Source organism: Rhizobium sp. Leaf384 (assembly GCF_001424065.1).
Classification (GTDB): Bacteria; Pseudomonadota; Alphaproteobacteria; order Rhizobiales; family Rhizobiaceae; genus Ferranicluibacter.
Genome location: NZ_LMQE01000001.1, coordinates 1,538,586 through 1,554,546, shown reverse-complemented (window position 1 = coordinate 1,554,546; position 15,961 = coordinate 1,538,586). Strand labels below are relative to the sequence as shown.

Annotated in this window: 16 protein-coding genes and 1 tRNA gene; 7 read left to right on the top strand and 10 right to left on the bottom strand. The window is 63.1% G+C overall.

What is annotated here, in order from left to right:
* The first annotated feature begins 145 nt into the window (after positions 1 to 145).
* The 3 genes from ASG25_RS07145 to ASG25_RS07135 are packed head-to-tail and all read left to right on the top strand — an operon-like array spanning position 146 to position 3,032.
* The gene (locus tag ASG25_RS07145; RefSeq protein WP_062471177.1) at positions 146 to 1,312 is read left to right on the top strand and encodes an ABC transporter permease; all 1,167 of its coding nucleotides are present in this window, start codon (positions 146 to 148) and stop codon (positions 1,310 to 1,312) included.
* The gene (locus ASG25_RS07140; RefSeq protein WP_062471174.1) at positions 1,309 to 2,247 is read left to right on the top strand and encodes an ABC transporter ATP-binding protein; all 939 of its coding nucleotides are present in this window, start codon (positions 1,309 to 1,311) and stop codon (positions 2,245 to 2,247) included. The genes ASG25_RS07145 and ASG25_RS07140 overlap by 4 nt, the downstream gene beginning before the upstream one ends.
* On the top strand, positions 2,244 to 3,032 hold the full coding sequence (locus ASG25_RS07135; protein ID WP_062471171.1) for an ABC transporter permease: 789 nt from the start codon (positions 2,244 to 2,246) through the stop codon (positions 3,030 to 3,032). The genes ASG25_RS07140 and ASG25_RS07135 overlap by 4 nt, the downstream gene beginning before the upstream one ends.
* A 42-nt stretch (positions 3,033 to 3,074) precedes the next feature.
* On the opposite strand, the gene ASG25_RS07130 is transcribed toward ASG25_RS07135, so the two are convergent.
* From ASG25_RS07130 to ASG25_RS07105, 6 genes are all read right to left on the bottom strand, one after another.
* Positions 3,075 to 3,317, bottom strand: coding sequence for a hypothetical protein (locus ASG25_RS07130; RefSeq protein WP_062471169.1), 243 nt, complete (start codon positions 3,315 to 3,317; stop codon positions 3,075 to 3,077).
* 139 nt (positions 3,318 to 3,456) lie between these two features.
* The gene (locus tag ASG25_RS07125) at positions 3,457 to 4,191 is read right to left on the bottom strand and encodes a TfuA-like protein (RefSeq protein ID WP_062471165.1); all 735 of its coding nucleotides are present in this window, start codon (positions 4,189 to 4,191) and stop codon (positions 3,457 to 3,459) included.
* Entirely contained in the window at positions 4,188 to 5,354 is a 1,167-nt protein-coding gene (locus tag ASG25_RS07120; RefSeq protein ID WP_156379616.1) for a YcaO-like family protein, read from the bottom strand. The genes ASG25_RS07125 and ASG25_RS07120 overlap by 4 nt, the downstream gene beginning before the upstream one ends.
* 5 nt (positions 5,355 to 5,359) lie before the next feature.
* Entirely contained in the window at positions 5,360 to 5,563 is a 204-nt protein-coding gene (locus ASG25_RS07115; RefSeq protein WP_062471162.1) for a hypothetical protein, read from the bottom strand.
* 100 nt (positions 5,564 to 5,663) lie between these two features.
* Positions 5,664 to 7,547 carry a hypothetical protein gene (locus tag ASG25_RS07110; protein ID WP_062471160.1) on the bottom strand — a complete coding sequence of 628 codons (1,884 nt, stop codon included), beginning with the start codon at positions 7,545 to 7,547 and terminating at the stop codon, positions 5,664 to 5,666.
* Entirely contained in the window at positions 7,547 to 7,996 is a 450-nt protein-coding gene (locus tag ASG25_RS07105) for a helix-turn-helix transcriptional regulator (protein ID WP_062471157.1), read from the bottom strand. Before ASG25_RS07105 ends, ASG25_RS07110 begins: the two co-directional genes overlap by 1 nt.
* 771 nt (positions 7,997 to 8,767) lie before the next feature.
* Here ASG25_RS07105 and ASG25_RS07100 point away from each other — a divergent pair.
* Positions 8,768 to 8,947, top strand: a complete 180-nt coding sequence (locus ASG25_RS07100) for a hypothetical protein (protein WP_062471154.1) — start codon at positions 8,768 to 8,770, stop codon at positions 8,945 to 8,947.
* 7 nt (positions 8,948 to 8,954) lie between these two features.
* Positions 8,955 to 9,743, top strand: coding sequence for an exodeoxyribonuclease III (gene xth, locus ASG25_RS07095; protein WP_062471151.1), 789 nt, complete (start codon positions 8,955 to 8,957; stop codon positions 9,741 to 9,743).
* Between the two features lie 167 nt (positions 9,744 to 9,910).
* Here the strand turns inward: xth and ASG25_RS07090 are convergent.
* Together ASG25_RS07090 and ASG25_RS07085 are read right to left on the bottom strand one after the other, a co-directional pair.
* Positions 9,911 to 9,986: transfer RNA gene (locus ASG25_RS07090), tRNA-Ala, on the bottom strand.
* Between the two features lie 236 nt (positions 9,987 to 10,222).
* Positions 10,223 to 10,612 (bottom strand): TIGR02300 family protein, encoded by a 390-nt coding sequence (locus ASG25_RS07085; protein ID WP_062471147.1) that lies wholly within the window; start codon positions 10,610 to 10,612, stop codon positions 10,223 to 10,225.
* Between the two features lie 472 nt (positions 10,613 to 11,084).
* Here ASG25_RS07085 and cmk point away from each other — a divergent pair, with 472 nt between their 5' ends.
* Both cmk and rpsA read left to right on the top strand, forming a co-directional pair.
* Entirely contained in the window at positions 11,085 to 11,717 is a 633-nt protein-coding gene (cmk, locus tag ASG25_RS07080; RefSeq protein WP_062471144.1) for a (d)CMP kinase, read from the top strand.
* A gap of 138 nt (positions 11,718 to 11,855) precedes the next feature.
* Positions 11,856 to 13,562, top strand: coding sequence for a 30S ribosomal protein S1 (gene rpsA, locus ASG25_RS07075; protein ID WP_062471141.1), 1,707 nt, complete (start codon positions 11,856 to 11,858; stop codon positions 13,560 to 13,562).
* A gap of 123 nt (positions 13,563 to 13,685) precedes the next feature.
* Here the strand turns inward: rpsA and ASG25_RS07070 are convergent, their stop codons facing one another.
* On the bottom strand, positions 13,686 to 14,501 hold the full coding sequence (locus ASG25_RS07070; protein ID WP_062471137.1) for a hypothetical protein: 816 nt from the start codon (positions 14,499 to 14,501) through the stop codon (positions 13,686 to 13,688).
* Between the two features lie 488 nt (positions 14,502 to 14,989).
* Positions 14,990 to 15,814 (bottom strand): hypothetical protein, encoded by an 825-nt coding sequence (locus ASG25_RS07065; RefSeq protein WP_062471134.1) that lies wholly within the window; start codon positions 15,812 to 15,814, stop codon positions 14,990 to 14,992.
* Between the last annotated feature and the right edge of the window lie 147 nt (positions 15,815 to 15,961).

Below are 15,961 nucleotides of genomic sequence, written 5' to 3'. Positions count from 1 at the left end.
GCATTTCGTGATGAGACGGCGGACATCCCGGCGTCCAGGATATTCAAACGCCTGAACCCGACGATCTCTGCAGTCAACATGACCATATCCCCGTCGCCGGAGCGTTATCTGGCGCGGGGTTGTCTTGCCAAACACCGGGAGAGGCATGCGCATCCGCTTCGACAAGCTCGGCGTCATGATCGCCCTCCTCCTTGGCCTCGGCATGTTCTGGGCGCCGTTCGCAACGTTTCGCGCCAACCGCATCGTCCCTGGCACCCCACGCTCGGTCATGGAGTCGCTTCCGCCTTCCTGGGGAGCAGCGCTTCTGGTTGCCTTGGCCATCGCTGCCGTGCTGGCTGTCCTGCGCACCCCGCCGGCCATACGCCTGATCGTCGCCGCCATCGGCGTCCTCGTGCTGATGCTGCTGATGGGCACTGCGGGTCGCTTTCTCACCCCGGAAGGTAACAGCTATGCGCGGATTTCCCCGGCGTCCGGCTTTTGGACGCTGCTTTCCGCCTTCTTGCTTCAGGCCGCAGACGCAATCACGCGCATGAAGCCGAAGCCCGGCGTCCGGCTGCTGCTGCTCGGCGTGGCGCTGGGCGCCCTTGCCGTCATTTTCGCCTCGGGCCGATGGGATGCCCTCTCGCTCCTCAAGGAATACGCCGGACGGGCGGATGTGTTCTGGACCGAGGCGGGCAAGCACGTGACGCTGGCGCTTGGCTCGCTGATTGCCAGCGTCGTCGTCGGCCTGCCGCTCGGAATCCTCTGTCACAGGGTGCGGCCGCTGCGGGCCGCCGTGTTGAACATCCTCAATCTGATCCAGACAATTCCGTCGATCGCGCTTTTCGGCATCCTTATCGCGCCCCTCGGCTGGATCTCGATACATGTGCCCGGCGCCTATGCGATCGGTGTGCGCGGCATCGGCGCGGCACCGGCCTTCGTCGCGCTGTTCCTATATTCGCTGCTGCCGGTCGTCGCGAACACGGTGGTCGGTCTTGCAGGTGTTCCCCGCGAGGCGAACGAGGCGGCGCGCGGCCTCGGAATGACGGGCGCACAGCGCCTTCTGCGCGTCGAATTTCCGCTGGCACTGCCCGTGATCCTCACCGGGATCCGTATCGTCCTCGTGCAGAATATCGGGCTCGCAACCATCGCGGCGCTGATCGGTGGCGGCGGCTTCGGCGTCTTCGTCTTTCAGGGCATCGGCCAGACCGCGATGGATCTCGTGCTGCTCGGCGCCGTGCCGACCGTGCTGCTGGCCTTCGCTGCTGCCATCGTCCTCGACGCCCTCATCGAAATGAACGCGCCGCTCAACCGCGCAGGCAGGACAGCATGATCGAGATCGACGGCATCACCAAGCGCTACGACGACACCACCGTGGTCGACAATGTCACGATGACCATCCAGCCGCGAACCGTTACGGTCATCGTCGGAACGTCGGGCTCCGGAAAGACGACACTCCTGCGCATGATCAATCGGCTCGTCGAGCCAACCTCCGGAACGATCCGCCTGGATGGCGAGGACAACCGCTCCGTTCCAGGCTTCGAACTTCGTCGGCGCATCGGCTACGCCATTCAGGGACACGGCCTGTTCCCGCATCGCACGGTGGCCGAGAACATCGCGACGGTGCCGGTCTTGCTGGGTTGGGATGCCTCGCGCATCGACGCCAAGGTGGCCGAACTTCTGGCGCTGTTCCAGCTCGATCCGGAAACGTTCGCCAACCGTCTACCGCACGAGCTTTCCGGCGGCCAGCAGCAGCGTGTGGGCGTCGCACGGGCGCTGGCGGCGGAGCCGAACGTGCTTCTCATGGACGAGCCTTTCGGCGCGCTCGACCCGATCATCCGCGCCAAGGCGCAGGAGGATCTCCTGGCGATCCAGCGTCTGCTGGGCACGACGATCATTCTCGTGACGCACGACATGGAGGAAGCCTTTCATCTCGCAGATCGCATCGCCGTCATGGACAAGGGTAAGCTCGTCCAGTACGGGCCGCCCTCCGAGCTGGTCGAGCGTCCTGCAACGGGTTTTGTCGAAACGTTGATCGGCGCTGCCGAGCGTCCGTTCCGCATGTTGTCGATCGGAACGGCGGGCGCAGCCGTCGAGGCTGGCGAGGCGGCCGGCGCGTCGATCGCCGCCACGACCACCCAGCGGGATGCCCTGGCCGAACTTCTCTGGAGCGGGCGGAACGCCGCGCCCGTGTCGGACGCGGATGGCAGACCGATGGGCCGTATCACGCTGGATGCGCTGGTCCAGCGTGCCGCGAGACGCCGATGACGGCGCTTTCCACGACAACTGAGCCAGCGACGACCAAAGCCCCGGCGACGGCATGGCTGCCGCTTGCCTTGCGGACGCTTTTGCTGATCGTGCTTCTTACCTTCCTGATCGCTCCGATGCTGTTCGAGCCGATCCTGAAGCCCTTGGTTCAGGAAAACGCCCCTGCGATCTACAATCAGGGAAGCCTGTTCACGCTGACGCTGCTGCATCTGCGCCTCGTCGCTATTGCCACGACGGCTGCCATTCTGGTCGCGGTCACGCTCGCTGTGCTCGTGACGCGACCGTTCGGAGCAGAGTTTCTGCCTCTGTCGCGCAGCCTTGTGAATGTCGGCCAGACGTTTCCGCCAGTTGCCGTTCTTGCGCTTTCGGTGCCGGCCCTGGGGTTCGGAGAAAAGCCGACGCTGGTGGCGCTGTTCCTCTACGGCCTGCTGCCGATCTTCGAGAACACCTTGACGGCCCTGACGACGCTGCCGCCGGCCGTGATGGACGCTGCCCGCGGCGCCGGGATGACGGACAGGCAGCGACTTTTCCGTGTGGAGCTGCCGCTCGCCGCACCGGTCATTCTCGCAGGCATAAGGTTGTCGGTCACGGTAAGCCTTGCGACCGCGACCATCGGCTCGACGGTCGCGGCAAGGACGCTCGGGGAGGTGATCATAGCGGGGCTCCAGTCGAACAACCTTGCCTTCATCCTGCAAGGCGGTCTGATTGTTGGAGCGCTGGCCGTTCTAATCTATGATGGCCTGTCGGCACTCGAAAGGCGCCTGCGCCGCCGGACAGGCCGCTGACCGTCGTCGTTGGCGCAAACACCCGGCAGGCGCAAAGGCCGTTCAGTGCGAGCGCTGCCGGTGCAGGCTGGCCTCCGGGAAGACAAGTCCGTCGAAGGTGCTATCGTTTTCCTGCAGCACCGAGCGCAAAGCGAGATCCAGGCAGTGAACCGCGTTTTCCAGATTGAGATCAATCGCATTTTGGCGCGCAAAGACGATCAGGCGGGCAAGCGCCCGGACCTCCTGAGGGTCGCGCTCGGTAAGAGTGACGTCTAGCGGTCCTGCAAGCGGGTTGATGAGTGTCATGTTTCAAGCCATTTCGTTATCCTGCGAGCAAGTGTAGCGACACGGCTGGAAAATCGCGCGTGACACAGGCGTGACATGAGGCGCGTGACGCGTTGCACGTTCCGCAAAGCACCTTATAAACATTAGAAATTTCGCATTCTCATCTGTGCGTAAGCGTTTGCCAAAGTGTCGTTTCCTGAAAGTCCCAGTCAGGCTTTTCCCGGGATCGTTCGTTCGAGCATGCCTGCAAGGCGCGAACCAGAAGCAAGGCGTCGTCCCGTTTCACATTGCGTACAGACGCTTTCAGGGTCGCTTCGACCGCCCGCCGACGGTTATCGTCCGGCAGATCAACGCTTCTCAATATGGTGCGCCACGTCCGGTCCTTGAAATGCAGGCGCTGGGCCGCCGCCCCGATCCGGTCGCACAGATCCTCCGTGAGGCTGGTCCGCAGACCGGGTTGCGCAAGCGTCGCGGCGATATTGACGAGGGGTTCGCTGAGGCTTTGCCAGCCGAGCTCCGCGGGGGCATGCAGCTGTGCGACATCGGCGTCGTCCACCAGCACGCCATCGGCATAAGCCTGCGCAATGGCACCAATCCCGACCATTCCAAAGGCGTGGCACTCGACAGCGCGCAGTGCACCCATGCTCGCCGCACCGAAGACGGAAACGCCGACAGAGAGGGCGTAGAGGATCTCCTTGTGCCAGACAGGTGCGGTGTATTCGAACCCACCATCCACCAGGCCGATAGCGGTAGCGCCCGCGCGAACGGCGCGGTAGACGTCGCCTTGGATCGCTGGCGGGCAGATTGCGAGGTCTGGCGCGATCCGTGCCGCATCTGGCAGGGTCGGCCCGACGAACAGAACCTTTCGGTTGTTGCGCTCTTCCAGAGGGCTCATGATGCAAGCGCCTGGCGAAGGGCGCGCGTCCCATGTCGCTGCCGCCGCTTTCCCTCGGGATTTTCGAGCGCTGGGGCAAGGACCTTCACGACGGCGAAGGGAAGCTCATGTCGGGATAGCCGCACCGCGATCAAGGGTCCTGCACCCCGTGCGCAGAGGGTCTCGACCACGCGCTCGACCGGCACCGCGAGAAGCGGCGGGGTCGATGCGCCGGGTTCCGCCCGCATCGCCTGCCGCGTGCTATCTGCAAGCGGCCTGTCGTAATCTTCGGGAAAGACGTCGTCGCGCGCACCGCTGATGTAGGTCAGGCGCGACTGAGCGCTTTCGGTGATCGCCCTGACGGCAGCCTGGCGCGCGGTCGGGTGGGCACCCGCGCCGAACGTGACGTCCACATGGCGAAGCGGTCCCGAGAGATGTTTCTCCTGAGGGCCGAGATAGGCCGAAAAACAGGGGATGCCGAGATTGCTCGTGGCATCGAACAGACGCAGCCGCAGCCCTGCAGCGTCGATCCGGCTCGCCAGCGCGTGGATGACGGGGCAATCGAAACCGGAAGGTGAGACGCAAGTCGCAAGACGCGCCGCGGGAGCGCGCAACTGCCAGAGGGCATGGGCGTCCCGCTCTACGCGCTCCATCAGGCCATGGGCGATCGCTTCGTCAAAGGTGTTGCCGGAGGCAAGGCCATCGGACGATTGCCAATAGCGGGCATTCCTAAGGGTCCGGTCGAGGACCACGGCCTGCCGGGGCACGAGGATGGATTGCCCGGTGAGAAGATCCTGTCCCTCTACCCAGTCGGTATCGTCGTCTGGAGCCAGCAGGTCATGGCCTGCGGCGACCAGTGACGGCAGTGTATGAAACGTTCGTCCGCGCCGCTTCAATCCGGCCACGTTGTCCGTGATCTTCCCGACGGCAGGGCTGCATGCCACCGCCCGTTCCAAAGCCTCCATGACGGCCGATGTTCGTGCATCCGCATCGGTGATGCCCTTGCCCTGCGCCACGACGATGGACTTGGCATTGGGGGTGAAGGCGCACCAGACGGGAATGCCAACCCGATCGAGCCCGGTGTGACGCGCAATGCGCGTGATGCCGAAGTCTGCAAGGAAAGGTGCAACGCGGTCGAAGGTCTCGGCCGCGGTGCAGATCCGGTCGAAGCTTGACGGCTGCAACGGTGTCAGTCGAACAGACCGGAGAACGCCTTGTCGGCCGGAGCGAGGGCTACGGCGAAATCGACGCCGCGAATAAAAGGCGCGCGGTCGGCGCGCAGTTCGCCAGCGCGGCCGTCAGTGTCCTCCAGGGGCTTGACCGTGCCCGCCTCGATATCAGCGACGTAGAGCTGGCTATCCCCGGGGACGCCGAAAACGACAGTTTTGGACATGAGATCTTCCTTTGAGACAAGAACGACAAGGACAACCACCTGCCATGTAAGGTTGTGGTTGCCAAAGTAGAAAGGACAGGTTCCTCAAGCGAATCTGCCGCTAATATCCTGCCCGGGAAAGGCCTTCACGGTAAAGCTCTTTCTGCCATGTTTCGCGGATGGGTAGAACCGCCAGCCAGCGATCGAGGTCGAAATGCGGATTGGTTTCGCGGTCCTTGCGGCGGTAGCGGCGCGCGGACGCCAGATCGCCGAGCATGGCGAATGCAGCGGCTCTCAGCCGATCGGCCGAGGATTGATTGGTCATCCGGCTGATATAGTCGATGGCCTCCTGATACTTGCCGACGAAATAACTCGCGCCGGCGGCGCTCCAGAAATAATCGTCCGGGCTCAGGGGATTGAGCTCGATCGCCCGCTGGATCTTGCGGAGCCCCTCGTCCGGGCGCGAGGCATGGACGAGCGAGTCGGCATAGCTGTAGATCGCGTCGGCGTAATGGGGGCTCAGGGCTTCCGCCCGTGCCAGAGCGTCGAGGCTTTCGTCGAGGTCGCCGAGATAGAGCTTGGCGACGCCAAGTTCCTTGTAGCCTGCTGCCCCTGCAGGGTCTTGCTGGATGGCGAGCCGCGCGTGCGCTTCCGCCTTGTGGAGCAGGTTCTTGTCGCCACGTGCGGTCAACACCCATTCCAGCGAGTAGGTGCGTGCGAGCCCGATGAAGCTCGGCGCAAAATCCTGCCTGTACTGAAGCGCTTCGCGAAAGCCGCGTCGTGCCCCGCGAATGGACGGGAGCGAAATGTCCTTCGTCTGGCGCGCGCCGGCGAGATAGGCACGGTAGGCATCCGGATGATGTTCGTATTCGACCAGCGGATCATGGTTGCGCTGAAGCTCGGTCGCGATGCTGTCCGCAATGATCTTGGCGATCACCCGCCTGTGCGAGGAAAAGGGCGTGTCGAGCGCAAAGCGCTCCGCCCAGATGACCCGGTCGAGAGGAACGAAGATGATCTGGACCAGCAGGCCTTCCGCGCAGAGCGTGGTGTCGACCAGATAGGAGATGGCATGCGTTTCCAGCATGGCAATCTTGTCGTTGCTCTCCTGAATCCGCTTGGCCGTGTGCGGCGCGACGATCGAGATATTTCGCAAGGTGCAGAGACTGATGGCGATATCGTCGATCAGGGCCGCAACGGTCCCGGTGAGGGTGCGCGAGGCCCCGAGGCGCAGGGCCGGCGGCAGGAGGGCGAGCCTGGGCAGCGATGCCGTGACGCTGAGCGCCCGCGAAGCGTGAGGCATGACCTGCGCATAGACGACCGGCGTATCCAACGGAAGGCTCTTCGGCGCGGTCGTCCGTTGCCCTGGAAACAGGGAGGCTTTTGTCGGGTCGCCCAGAAGGTCGTCCTGCTGCGCCGATGGTGCATTGTCTTCGAGCAGTGCCCGCACCGGTTCATCGTGGACATTGCGTTCCAGAAGCAGGAAGGCCGCCTCTCGCAGCACCACGGTGTCCGGCTTGGCCGCGACGTCCCGCGAGACGGCAAACAGCCGCTCGCGGAAGCGGTGATACTGCATGTCGACCTGCAGGTCGCCCCAGCGCCTCAGAAAGCCGTCCGGGAGCGTGCCGGAGAGAAAGCGCTCCCGCAGCAAGGCCAGCATGGTTTCCAGTGACGTATCGTCCCGGCGAAAGCAGGCGGCGTCCACCACCAGCCGCTGCCCGTCGTCGCCCAGCGCGATGGACGTCTCGTCGATATCGAGGATGACACTGTGATAGGCGAGTTGGGCTTTCCGGACGCGGGACACCATCTTGCGCAGATTGATGTGCTGCACCTCGCGATCGGCTTCGGGCCAGAGCATGGCGGACGCCTCATCCCGCCGCAGCGCCGGACGCTCGCCCAGGCGCAACACGCAGACGATCAGCAGGGCCTTCTGCGGGAAGGCGAGGTCTTCACCGCTTCGGGCTTTCAGGGCCAGATTGCCGAAGGTCTGCAGCCGCAGCGGGCACATCAGGAAACGTTGGCGGAAGCCTGCGTAGCGGACGCATCCGCCGGCTGCCGCACAGATGCTTCTTCGCCCTGGGCCAGCGAGGTGACCAGGGCAACGACCGTCTTGCGGATATCAGGGCTCTTGATGGACGAGAAGGCCTTGTTCAGCGACAGGCCTTCGCGTGTCGAGAGAAAGGCGTTCACAGCATCGAAATCGGCCGCTTCGGGACGTGCCTGATCACTCGGATTGTCCTGGAAAAAGTAGCTGATCGGGACACTCAAGATGTCGGCGGCCGCCTGAAGCCGGCTCGCGCCCATCCGGTTCACGCCTTTTTCGTATTTCTGGATCTGCTGGAAGGTAATGCCGAGGCGATCGCCCAGCGCCGTCTGGCTCATTCCAAGAATAAGCCGGCGCGCACGAACACGACCTCCGACGTACACATCGATCGCATGGGGGGCTTTCGCGTTCATGGTCGCTCCTGCGGAATACCGGCTGAATTCTCGTCGCGCGAGAATGTATGAATCTTCAGAAAGAGCAACGAATTTCCAACCCGACGGATGGTGGAAGCCCTACAGCCCTTCTTGTTAGCAATCGATAACGTTTTCCGCACGATTATGCTACTCCCTGCACTGAAAAAGAAGATCGTTATGTTCGAGGGTTGACAATGACTTCGACGCGGAATGTCAGAAACGTACAGAGTTTGAGGGGGTAAACATGCCCGAAAATGCTGTCGGCCGCTGATAGCAAGTGACGCCAAAAACCTCCGAATGGTTAAGATTTGGTCAATGACGGACGTTTCTTTTGACCGATATGCTTGCCTTGCATAGCTGCACTGCAATGAACGGTCTTTTGGTTTTTTCGAAATCGCGTAAGATGGTCCCTATCGAACAGCGCACCTCCTCCCGCGCTCTTCGTGTTTCAGGGCTCCGATCCTCCTTCCCGGACCCTGTAGGAATAGCGGCACTCCTCCTCCCAGCCGCTGTTCGGTTCTTTTGGAAAGCCTGCCGCACCTCCTCCCGCGGCAGGCTTTTCAGTTTCTGGAGGAGGCTATTCCCAATGACAATCCTGATCGTCGCCTCTGGCGGATCCGTGCTCGGAGCCTCGTGGCTTGGCGACAACGCTATGACGCGTGGCGGACCAGGAGATCGGCAAGACCCGATGTTGTTCATCCCGCGGGAGGGGAGCGCATCTTTTTCCGGCTTCCGAAGTTATCTCCTGTCATCAGCCAAAAGGAGACGACCATGTCGAAGCGGGAATTGATCGATACGGGAACAGACAAGCGTTACGTCCGGCGCGACGAAGACGGCCGGTTCAAGGAGAGCGTCGATGTCAGTCGCTCCCTTTCAGCCGATGCCCGTCACGATGCCAAGACGGATGCAAAACCCGGCGAAGGCGACAAGGGCGACCGGAAGGGCCACTGAGCCCTCCATGCGGATCGCCACCTATAACGTGAACGGGATCAACGGTCGGCTGGATATTCTTCTTCGCTGGCTGAAGGAAACCCGGCCGGACGTCGTCAGCCTTCAGGAACTGAAGGCACCACAGGCCAAGTTTCCGAAGCAGGCCTTGGAGAAGGCAGGCTACGGGGCCGTATGGCACGGGCAGAAGGCCTGGAACGGGGTGGCGATCCTTGAGCGTGACGCCCAGCCGACGCTTATCCGGCGGGGCATTCCCGGTTACGACGATGCAACGCGACAGGATGACGGTGAGAGCCGGTACATCGAGGCGATCGCCGGCGGGATCATCGTCGGCGCGCTGTATGCACCCAATGGCAACCCCTATCCCGGACCCAAATTTGCGCGAAAGCTCGACTGGTTCAAGGCTCTGACGGCCTATGGCGAGACATTGCTGGAATTCGGTATGCCGTCCGCCTTGGTGGGCGACTTCAACGTCATGCCGACCGATCTGGATGTCTACAACCCCGCGCGCTGGGCGGACGACGCGCTCTTTCGTCCCGAAGTACGCAAGGCCTACCGCAATCTGGTCACGACCGGCTGGACCGACGCCATCCGCACGCTGCATCCCGACGAGCAGATCTTCACCTTCTGGAAATACCTCCGCAATGCCTTTGCGCGAAATGCAGGGCTGCGGATCGACCATTGCCTCCTCAGTCCCGACCTCGCGCCGCGCCTCACCGCCTGCGGCGTCGATCGGCATGTCCGCGCATGGGAAAAGACCAGCGACCACGCGCCCGTTTGGATCGAGCTGTCGCTGTAGCCGGATATGCCGGCATGGACGTTCCCACGAGCAGCGCACTTTCGGGCCGCCCTCCGGATCGCGCCCCAAAGCGCGGTGCGTGAAAAAGGCCCGTGCAGACGCGCCAAGTCATCCTGCAGACGTATCGACAGCAGAGGCTGCAAGAGAATTCGACTTCCAGAGAGATTTGGTGGAGCTAAGCGGGATCGAACCGCTGACCTCTTGCATGCCATGCAAGCGCTCTCCCAGCTGAGCTATAGCCCCATTAAGGGTCCGGCAAGGCCGGTTCCGGGTGCCGCCGGGCGTTTCGTCCCGGCAGGTGCGGCTTATTACGTCCGCTTCCCGACGATGGCAAGTCATAAAATCGATGCTATCGACATTTTGTTGAATTTGCGGGGAAACCGCCTTGGTGGCGCACTGAAAGAACGGGATCACGCCAAAGAAAAGGCCTGCCTTTTGCGAAAAAGGCAGGCCTTGAAGAGAGGGAATGCGGAGGCCGATCAGACTTCGTCGTCGTCGTCATTGACGCCGATCAGATCGGACAGGCCGTCATTATCGTCGTCTTCGTCTTCCTCGAGGAAGGTGTCGTCATCGTCATTGTCGATCTCGACTTCGTCATCGCCCAGATCCGGGATGTCGTCGCCGTTTGCGCCCTCGTCGGCCTCTTCGAGGGAGACGAGCTCGACTTCCGGGTTCTCGGTATCGACTTCTGCGACGTCCTCTTCTTCCGCAGCCTTTTCCATGACCTTGGCAACCGAGGTCTCCTCGAAGAAGGAGAGCGGATAGGACTTGCCCGTGTACGGAGACACGATCGGGTCCTTGTTCAGGTCATAGAACTTACGGCCCGTTTCCGGGTCGATTCGCTTGGTTCCGAGTTCCGCTTTTGCCACTGTCGATGCCTCTCGAACGGCCGGACGAACCGGCATCAGCCGGAATGCCGGCCGTAAACCTAAGATGAATTAGCCGGTCCCCTTAATCGTATGGGCGGTTACTGTCAAAGCGAAAACGCGCCCGGCGACGTTTCCTTGCAGAGCGAGGGAGTGCCTTGTGATGCCGGACAGTGGTGACGCCACGGTCGCAAGCGCGGCAACCAGGGGTGCCCCGTCGGGATGGAGAGGCTTTCGTCGCGCGAGCCGCTTTGGCGTTCTCCCTTTCCCAATCATGCGGGGGGGGGGAGGGTCGGCTGGATAAATCGTGGCACGGCTCCATCTTGCAAAAGTGCGTTCGGTAGGGGATGGAGACGGTTCGTCCATCGGGAGGCGGCATCGCTGCGGCGGTCATCACGCCTTCTCCCGGTTTCCTGCTTTTCCCCGGTCTCTGCTGGAGATCCATCCGGGCGAAGTTTCTTGATTCGGGTGAAGCATGACATTCATTATCGCCATCGACGGCCCGGCTGCGGCGGGCAAGGGAACGTTGTCGCGTCGCATTGCCGAAACCTACGGCTTTCACCACCTTGATACGGGACTGACCTATCGCGCCACTGCGAAGGCGCTGCTCGATGCAGCCATGCCGCTCGATGACGAGGGCGTCGCCGAGGCGATGGCCTCCAAGGTCGATCTTGCCGGGCTCGACCGCTCGGTCCTCGCCTCGCACCAGATCGGCGAAGCCGCGTCGAAGATCGCGGTGATGCCGGCGGTCCGCCGTGCGCTGGTCGAGGCGCAGAAGGCATTTTCCAGCCAGACCCCGGGCACTGTGCTCGACGGGCGCGATATCGGCACGGTCGTTTGTCCGCAAGCCCAGGTCAAGCTCTTCGTCACCGCTTCGCCGGAGGTGCGGGCGCGGCGCCGCTTCGACGAGATGACGGCGCACGGCGTTTCTGCCGATTATCTTTCGGTCCTTGCCGATATCATCAAGCGGGACGAGCGGGACATGGGCCGTGCCGACAGCCCCTTGCGCCCCGCTGCAGACGCGCACTTGATCGATACCTCGGAAATGGGTATAGAGGCGGCGTTTTCAGCGGCGAAGTCAGTGATCGACGCCGCGTTAGCAATCTAGCAGTCCGAACCGACCGTCCCCGCGCCGGAATTGTTCCCGATACGATGCCCTATGGGGCCGATCGGGAGCGGGCGGTCATCGGACATGATCAACGCAAACCCCCGGCGCCCGTGCCAGATGGCACGACCAGGAGTATTCATGTCTCAAGCACAACCCACCCGCGACGATTTTGCAGCGTTGCTGCAGGAATCCTTTGCCCAGCAGGATCTGGCCGAAGGCTACGTCACAAAGGGTGTGATCACGGCCATCGAGAAGGACGTCGCGATCGTTGACGTCGGCCTCAAGGTCGAAGGCCGCGTTGCCCTGAAGGAATTCGGCGCAAAGGCCAAGGACGGCACGCTGAAGGTCGGCGATGAAGTCGAAGTCTATGTCGAGCGCATCGAAAACGCTCTGGGCGAAGCCGTTCTGTCGCGCGAGAAGGCTCGCCGCGAAGAAAGCTGGATGCGCCTGGAAGTGAAGTTCGAAGCCGGCGAACGCGTCGAAGGCGTCATCTTCAACCAGGTCAAGGGCGGCTTCACCGTCGATCTGGATGGTGCCGTTGCCTTCCTGCCGCGCTCGCAGGTCGATATCCGCCCGATTCGCGACGTTACCCCGCTGATGCACAACCCGCAGCCCTTCGAAATCCTCAAGATGGACAAGCGTCGCGGCAACATCGTGGTTTCGCGCCGGACGGTTCTCGAGGAGTCCCGTGCCGAGCAGCGTTCTGAAATCGTCCAGAACCTCGAAGAAGGCCAGGTCGTTGACGGCGTCGTCAAGAACATCACCGATTACGGTGCGTTCGTTGATCTCGGCGGCATCGATGGTCTGCTGCACGTGACGGACATGGCATGGCGCCGCGTCAACCATCCGTCCGAGATCCTGAACATCGGCCAGCAGGTCAAGGTTCAGATCATCCGCATCAACCAGGAAACGCACCGCATCTCGCTCGGCATGAAGCAGCTCGAGAGCGATCCGTGGGATGGCATCGGTGCGAAGTACCCGGTCGGCAAGAAGATCTCCGGTACCGTCACCAACATCACCGACTACGGTGCATTCGTCGAACTGGAGCCGGGCATCGAAGGCCTGATCCATATCTCGGAGATGTCCTGGACCAAGAAGAACGTACATCCCGGCAAGATCCTGTCCACGACGCAGGAAGTCGACGTTGTTGTTCTCGAAGTCGATCCGACCAAGCGCCGCATCTCGCTCGGCCTCAAGCAGACGCTCGAGAACCCGTGGCAGGCCTTCGCGCACAGCCATCCGGCTGGCACGGAAGTTGAAGGCGAAGTCAAGAACAAGACCGAATTCGGCCTGTTCATCGGCCTCGACGGCGACGTCGACGGCATGGTGCACCTGTCGGATCTCGACTGGAACCGTCCGGGCGAGCAGGTCATCGAGGAATACAACAAGGGCGACATGGTCAAGGCCGTCGTTCTCGATGTGGACGTCGACAAGGAGCGCATCTCGCTCGGCATCAAGCAGCTCGGCAAGGACTCGGTCGGCGAAGCCGCCACGTCCGGCGAACTGCGCAAGAACGCCGTCGTCTCGTGCGAAGTTACGGCCGTCAACGACGGTGGCCTCGAGGTTCGTCTCGTCAACCACGAGGACATCACCTCGTTCATCCGTCGTGCCGACCTGTCGCGCGACCGTGACGAGCAGCGTCCCGAGCGTTTCTCGGTCGGCCAGACCGTAGACGCCCGCGTCACGAACTTCTCCAAGAAGGACCGCAAGGTCATGCTTTCGATCAAGGCGCTGGAAATCGCCGAAGAGAAGGAAGCCGTCGCACAGTTCGGTTCGTCCGATTCGGGCGCATCGCTCGGCGACATCCTGGGCGCCGCCCTCAAGAACCGCGGCGGCAACGAGTAATCGTTGTCCGTTCAACAGTCCTGTTGAACCGCGTTTGAACGAAAAAGGCCCGCGGCGATCCCTCGCCGCGGGCCTTTTCCTTGTGTCGATCCGGGCCATGCCCCGCTCGCGGGCTGTGCCCGTTCAGGCAAGGTCCGAGAGGCGCTGATACAGATCGTAAGCGTCATGGCGCGCACCGTCCGCCATCTCGTCCGTTCGGCCGGCCTCCGCCTGCTCGTCGGGTGGAGCTGTCTCGGCAAGGGCCGCTTCGTCTTTATCCGACGTTGCTTCACGGTCGTTTCCGCTGGTATCGCCATCCTCGCTCTGGGCGAAGCCGGCTTCGTCATCCCGCCGTTGGGCGCGCGGCTCCTCATCCTCGGTCTTGCCGGCATCGGCAGCGGTCAAGTAGGGGACAAAGGCGTAACCGACCGCCTCCCGGGCGAGTATGGCGTCAAGGCCGCGAGGCGGACCGGGGAGGGGCGCGATGTCTTCGCCGTGCGTCGCCTGCGGCGCGAGCCCGCGTGATGCGCGGTCCTCGTCCATGACCGTCAACAGGTCCGACTCGGTGCTGTGATTATTCTGCGGGCGCGCCGCCGTCGCGACTGCCGGATGGTCTGCGGCACGGAGCGTTTCCTGTGGCAGAAGGGCTTCAGGCGTCTCGCCGAGGCTTCCGGACAGCAGGTAGAACAGCGTTTCCCATTCATCGAGTTGTCCGATGGCATTCGCAACCTCGCGCATTCCCGGCGTCATCAGGGCGATTTCCACCTGTGGTGGGATCGCGTCGATCCGGCGGGCAAGGGCATCGGCAGCGTCGCCGTTGCGCTGGGCAGGGCCGCGTTCCTGCGAGTTTTCGGGGCGGTGACCGTGCGGAGCGTCAACCTGCGCGGGCACGAGCGGCCGAGCCTGAAAGGTGATCGTCTCGGTGATGCGGGGCGCTGCCGACGGAAGCTTGCTGTCCATATGATCAGCGGACGATGAGGCAGGGGCAGTCTGCGTAGAACCATAACGTTCGAGAACGACGGGCCCCGAGGACGCCGGTCCGAGCGCCGTTGACGTGCGCAGGGATGCCGGATGATCCGGCATGTGAGATTGGTTGCCGATGGACTGTTGCTGCGCTAGCCGCTCTTCAGGATCGTCTACGGCTGAGAAGGACGCCGCGATCCCTGCTCCATCGACGGGCGTTTCGGGAACCGGAGTACCGCGGCCAAGCCCGGCAGGCCCCATCCCGTCAGACGCGAACTGGGCACTGCCCCGATGGGTCGCGCCAACGATCGTGCCGTCCCTATCTGTAGGAGGCTGCATCGCCGGAAGCCCGCCACGGGCATTGTCCCCAATGCTGCTCTCCGCTGGACCGATGCCATCCTGCCCTTGCGGAAGCGGCTTGGAAGGTAAAGCGGTCGGGATGTCCCGGCGCATTTCGCGTGGCATGTCGCTGGTCATGTCATGGGTCATGTCATGGGCCATGTCACGAACCCCGTGACGGGACTGATCCTCGCAATGGCGGCAGCCTGCGCCAGCGCCTGTGCGTCGGACGCGAGGAATGCCACCGCCTTTCGCAGCGGCGGCACGGGTTCGTTTGCGGTCTGCAAGGGACTGCCGGTCCGGCCGGACGGCTCCATTACAGGACGTGGATCGGGTGCCTGTTCCGGCCGCCCGGACGAAGGCCCCGTCGTTTCCGGCGAGAAGGCCTTTCCAAGCGCCTGCTGCAGGTGCGGTGCGCCGGGCGCAACGCCGGGTGCCTGGGAGAAGGCCATGCGGGTCGGCAGCGGAACCTGGATGGTCGGCTGATGGAACGCGGGTCTGTCGTCTTCGTCCGGGAAGAGGGCGGAGACGGCGTCGGGATGCCAAAGGCCATCGCGTGTCAGCGGCATGTCGATCCGGAGATCGATTGTCAGCGCCGGCCGCAACGTTTCCACCAGCATCTTCAGAGCGGCGAGAAGCGGCTGCTGGTTCAGTTGCTTTTCGATCAGCGCCCGCGCGGCGGGCGGCAAAACGTCCATATGGGCAGCGAGGCGGCGGGTAAAATCGCGCAGGGTTTCCTGTGGCTGTGGAGGAAGATCGACGATCCGGGCCAGCGCGTCCGTCAGGCGGGCCAGCGCGACACGCGTCGCCGGATCCGCATTCGGCATGTCGCGCAGGACGATCTCGATGACATGAAGGATGGTGTCGAACCGCTTCGTTGCCGCTGCAGGGAGCGCCTGCCGGTCTTTTGCCGTGCCGCCGTCGGTCAAGGCTGCGGGGGCACTTCGGGAGATGGCGGTCGATGTCTGCATGGCAGTCTCCGTCAATGTCCGGTCTCGACCGGGTGCGATTGATGCGAAACGAACGCAGGGAACAAACGCCCTGCCGGCCGGCGGGTTCAGGAGCGCCGGGAGAACCGGCGTCATGATGTCGAGGGGCGCGTCATGCGCATGCCCGCC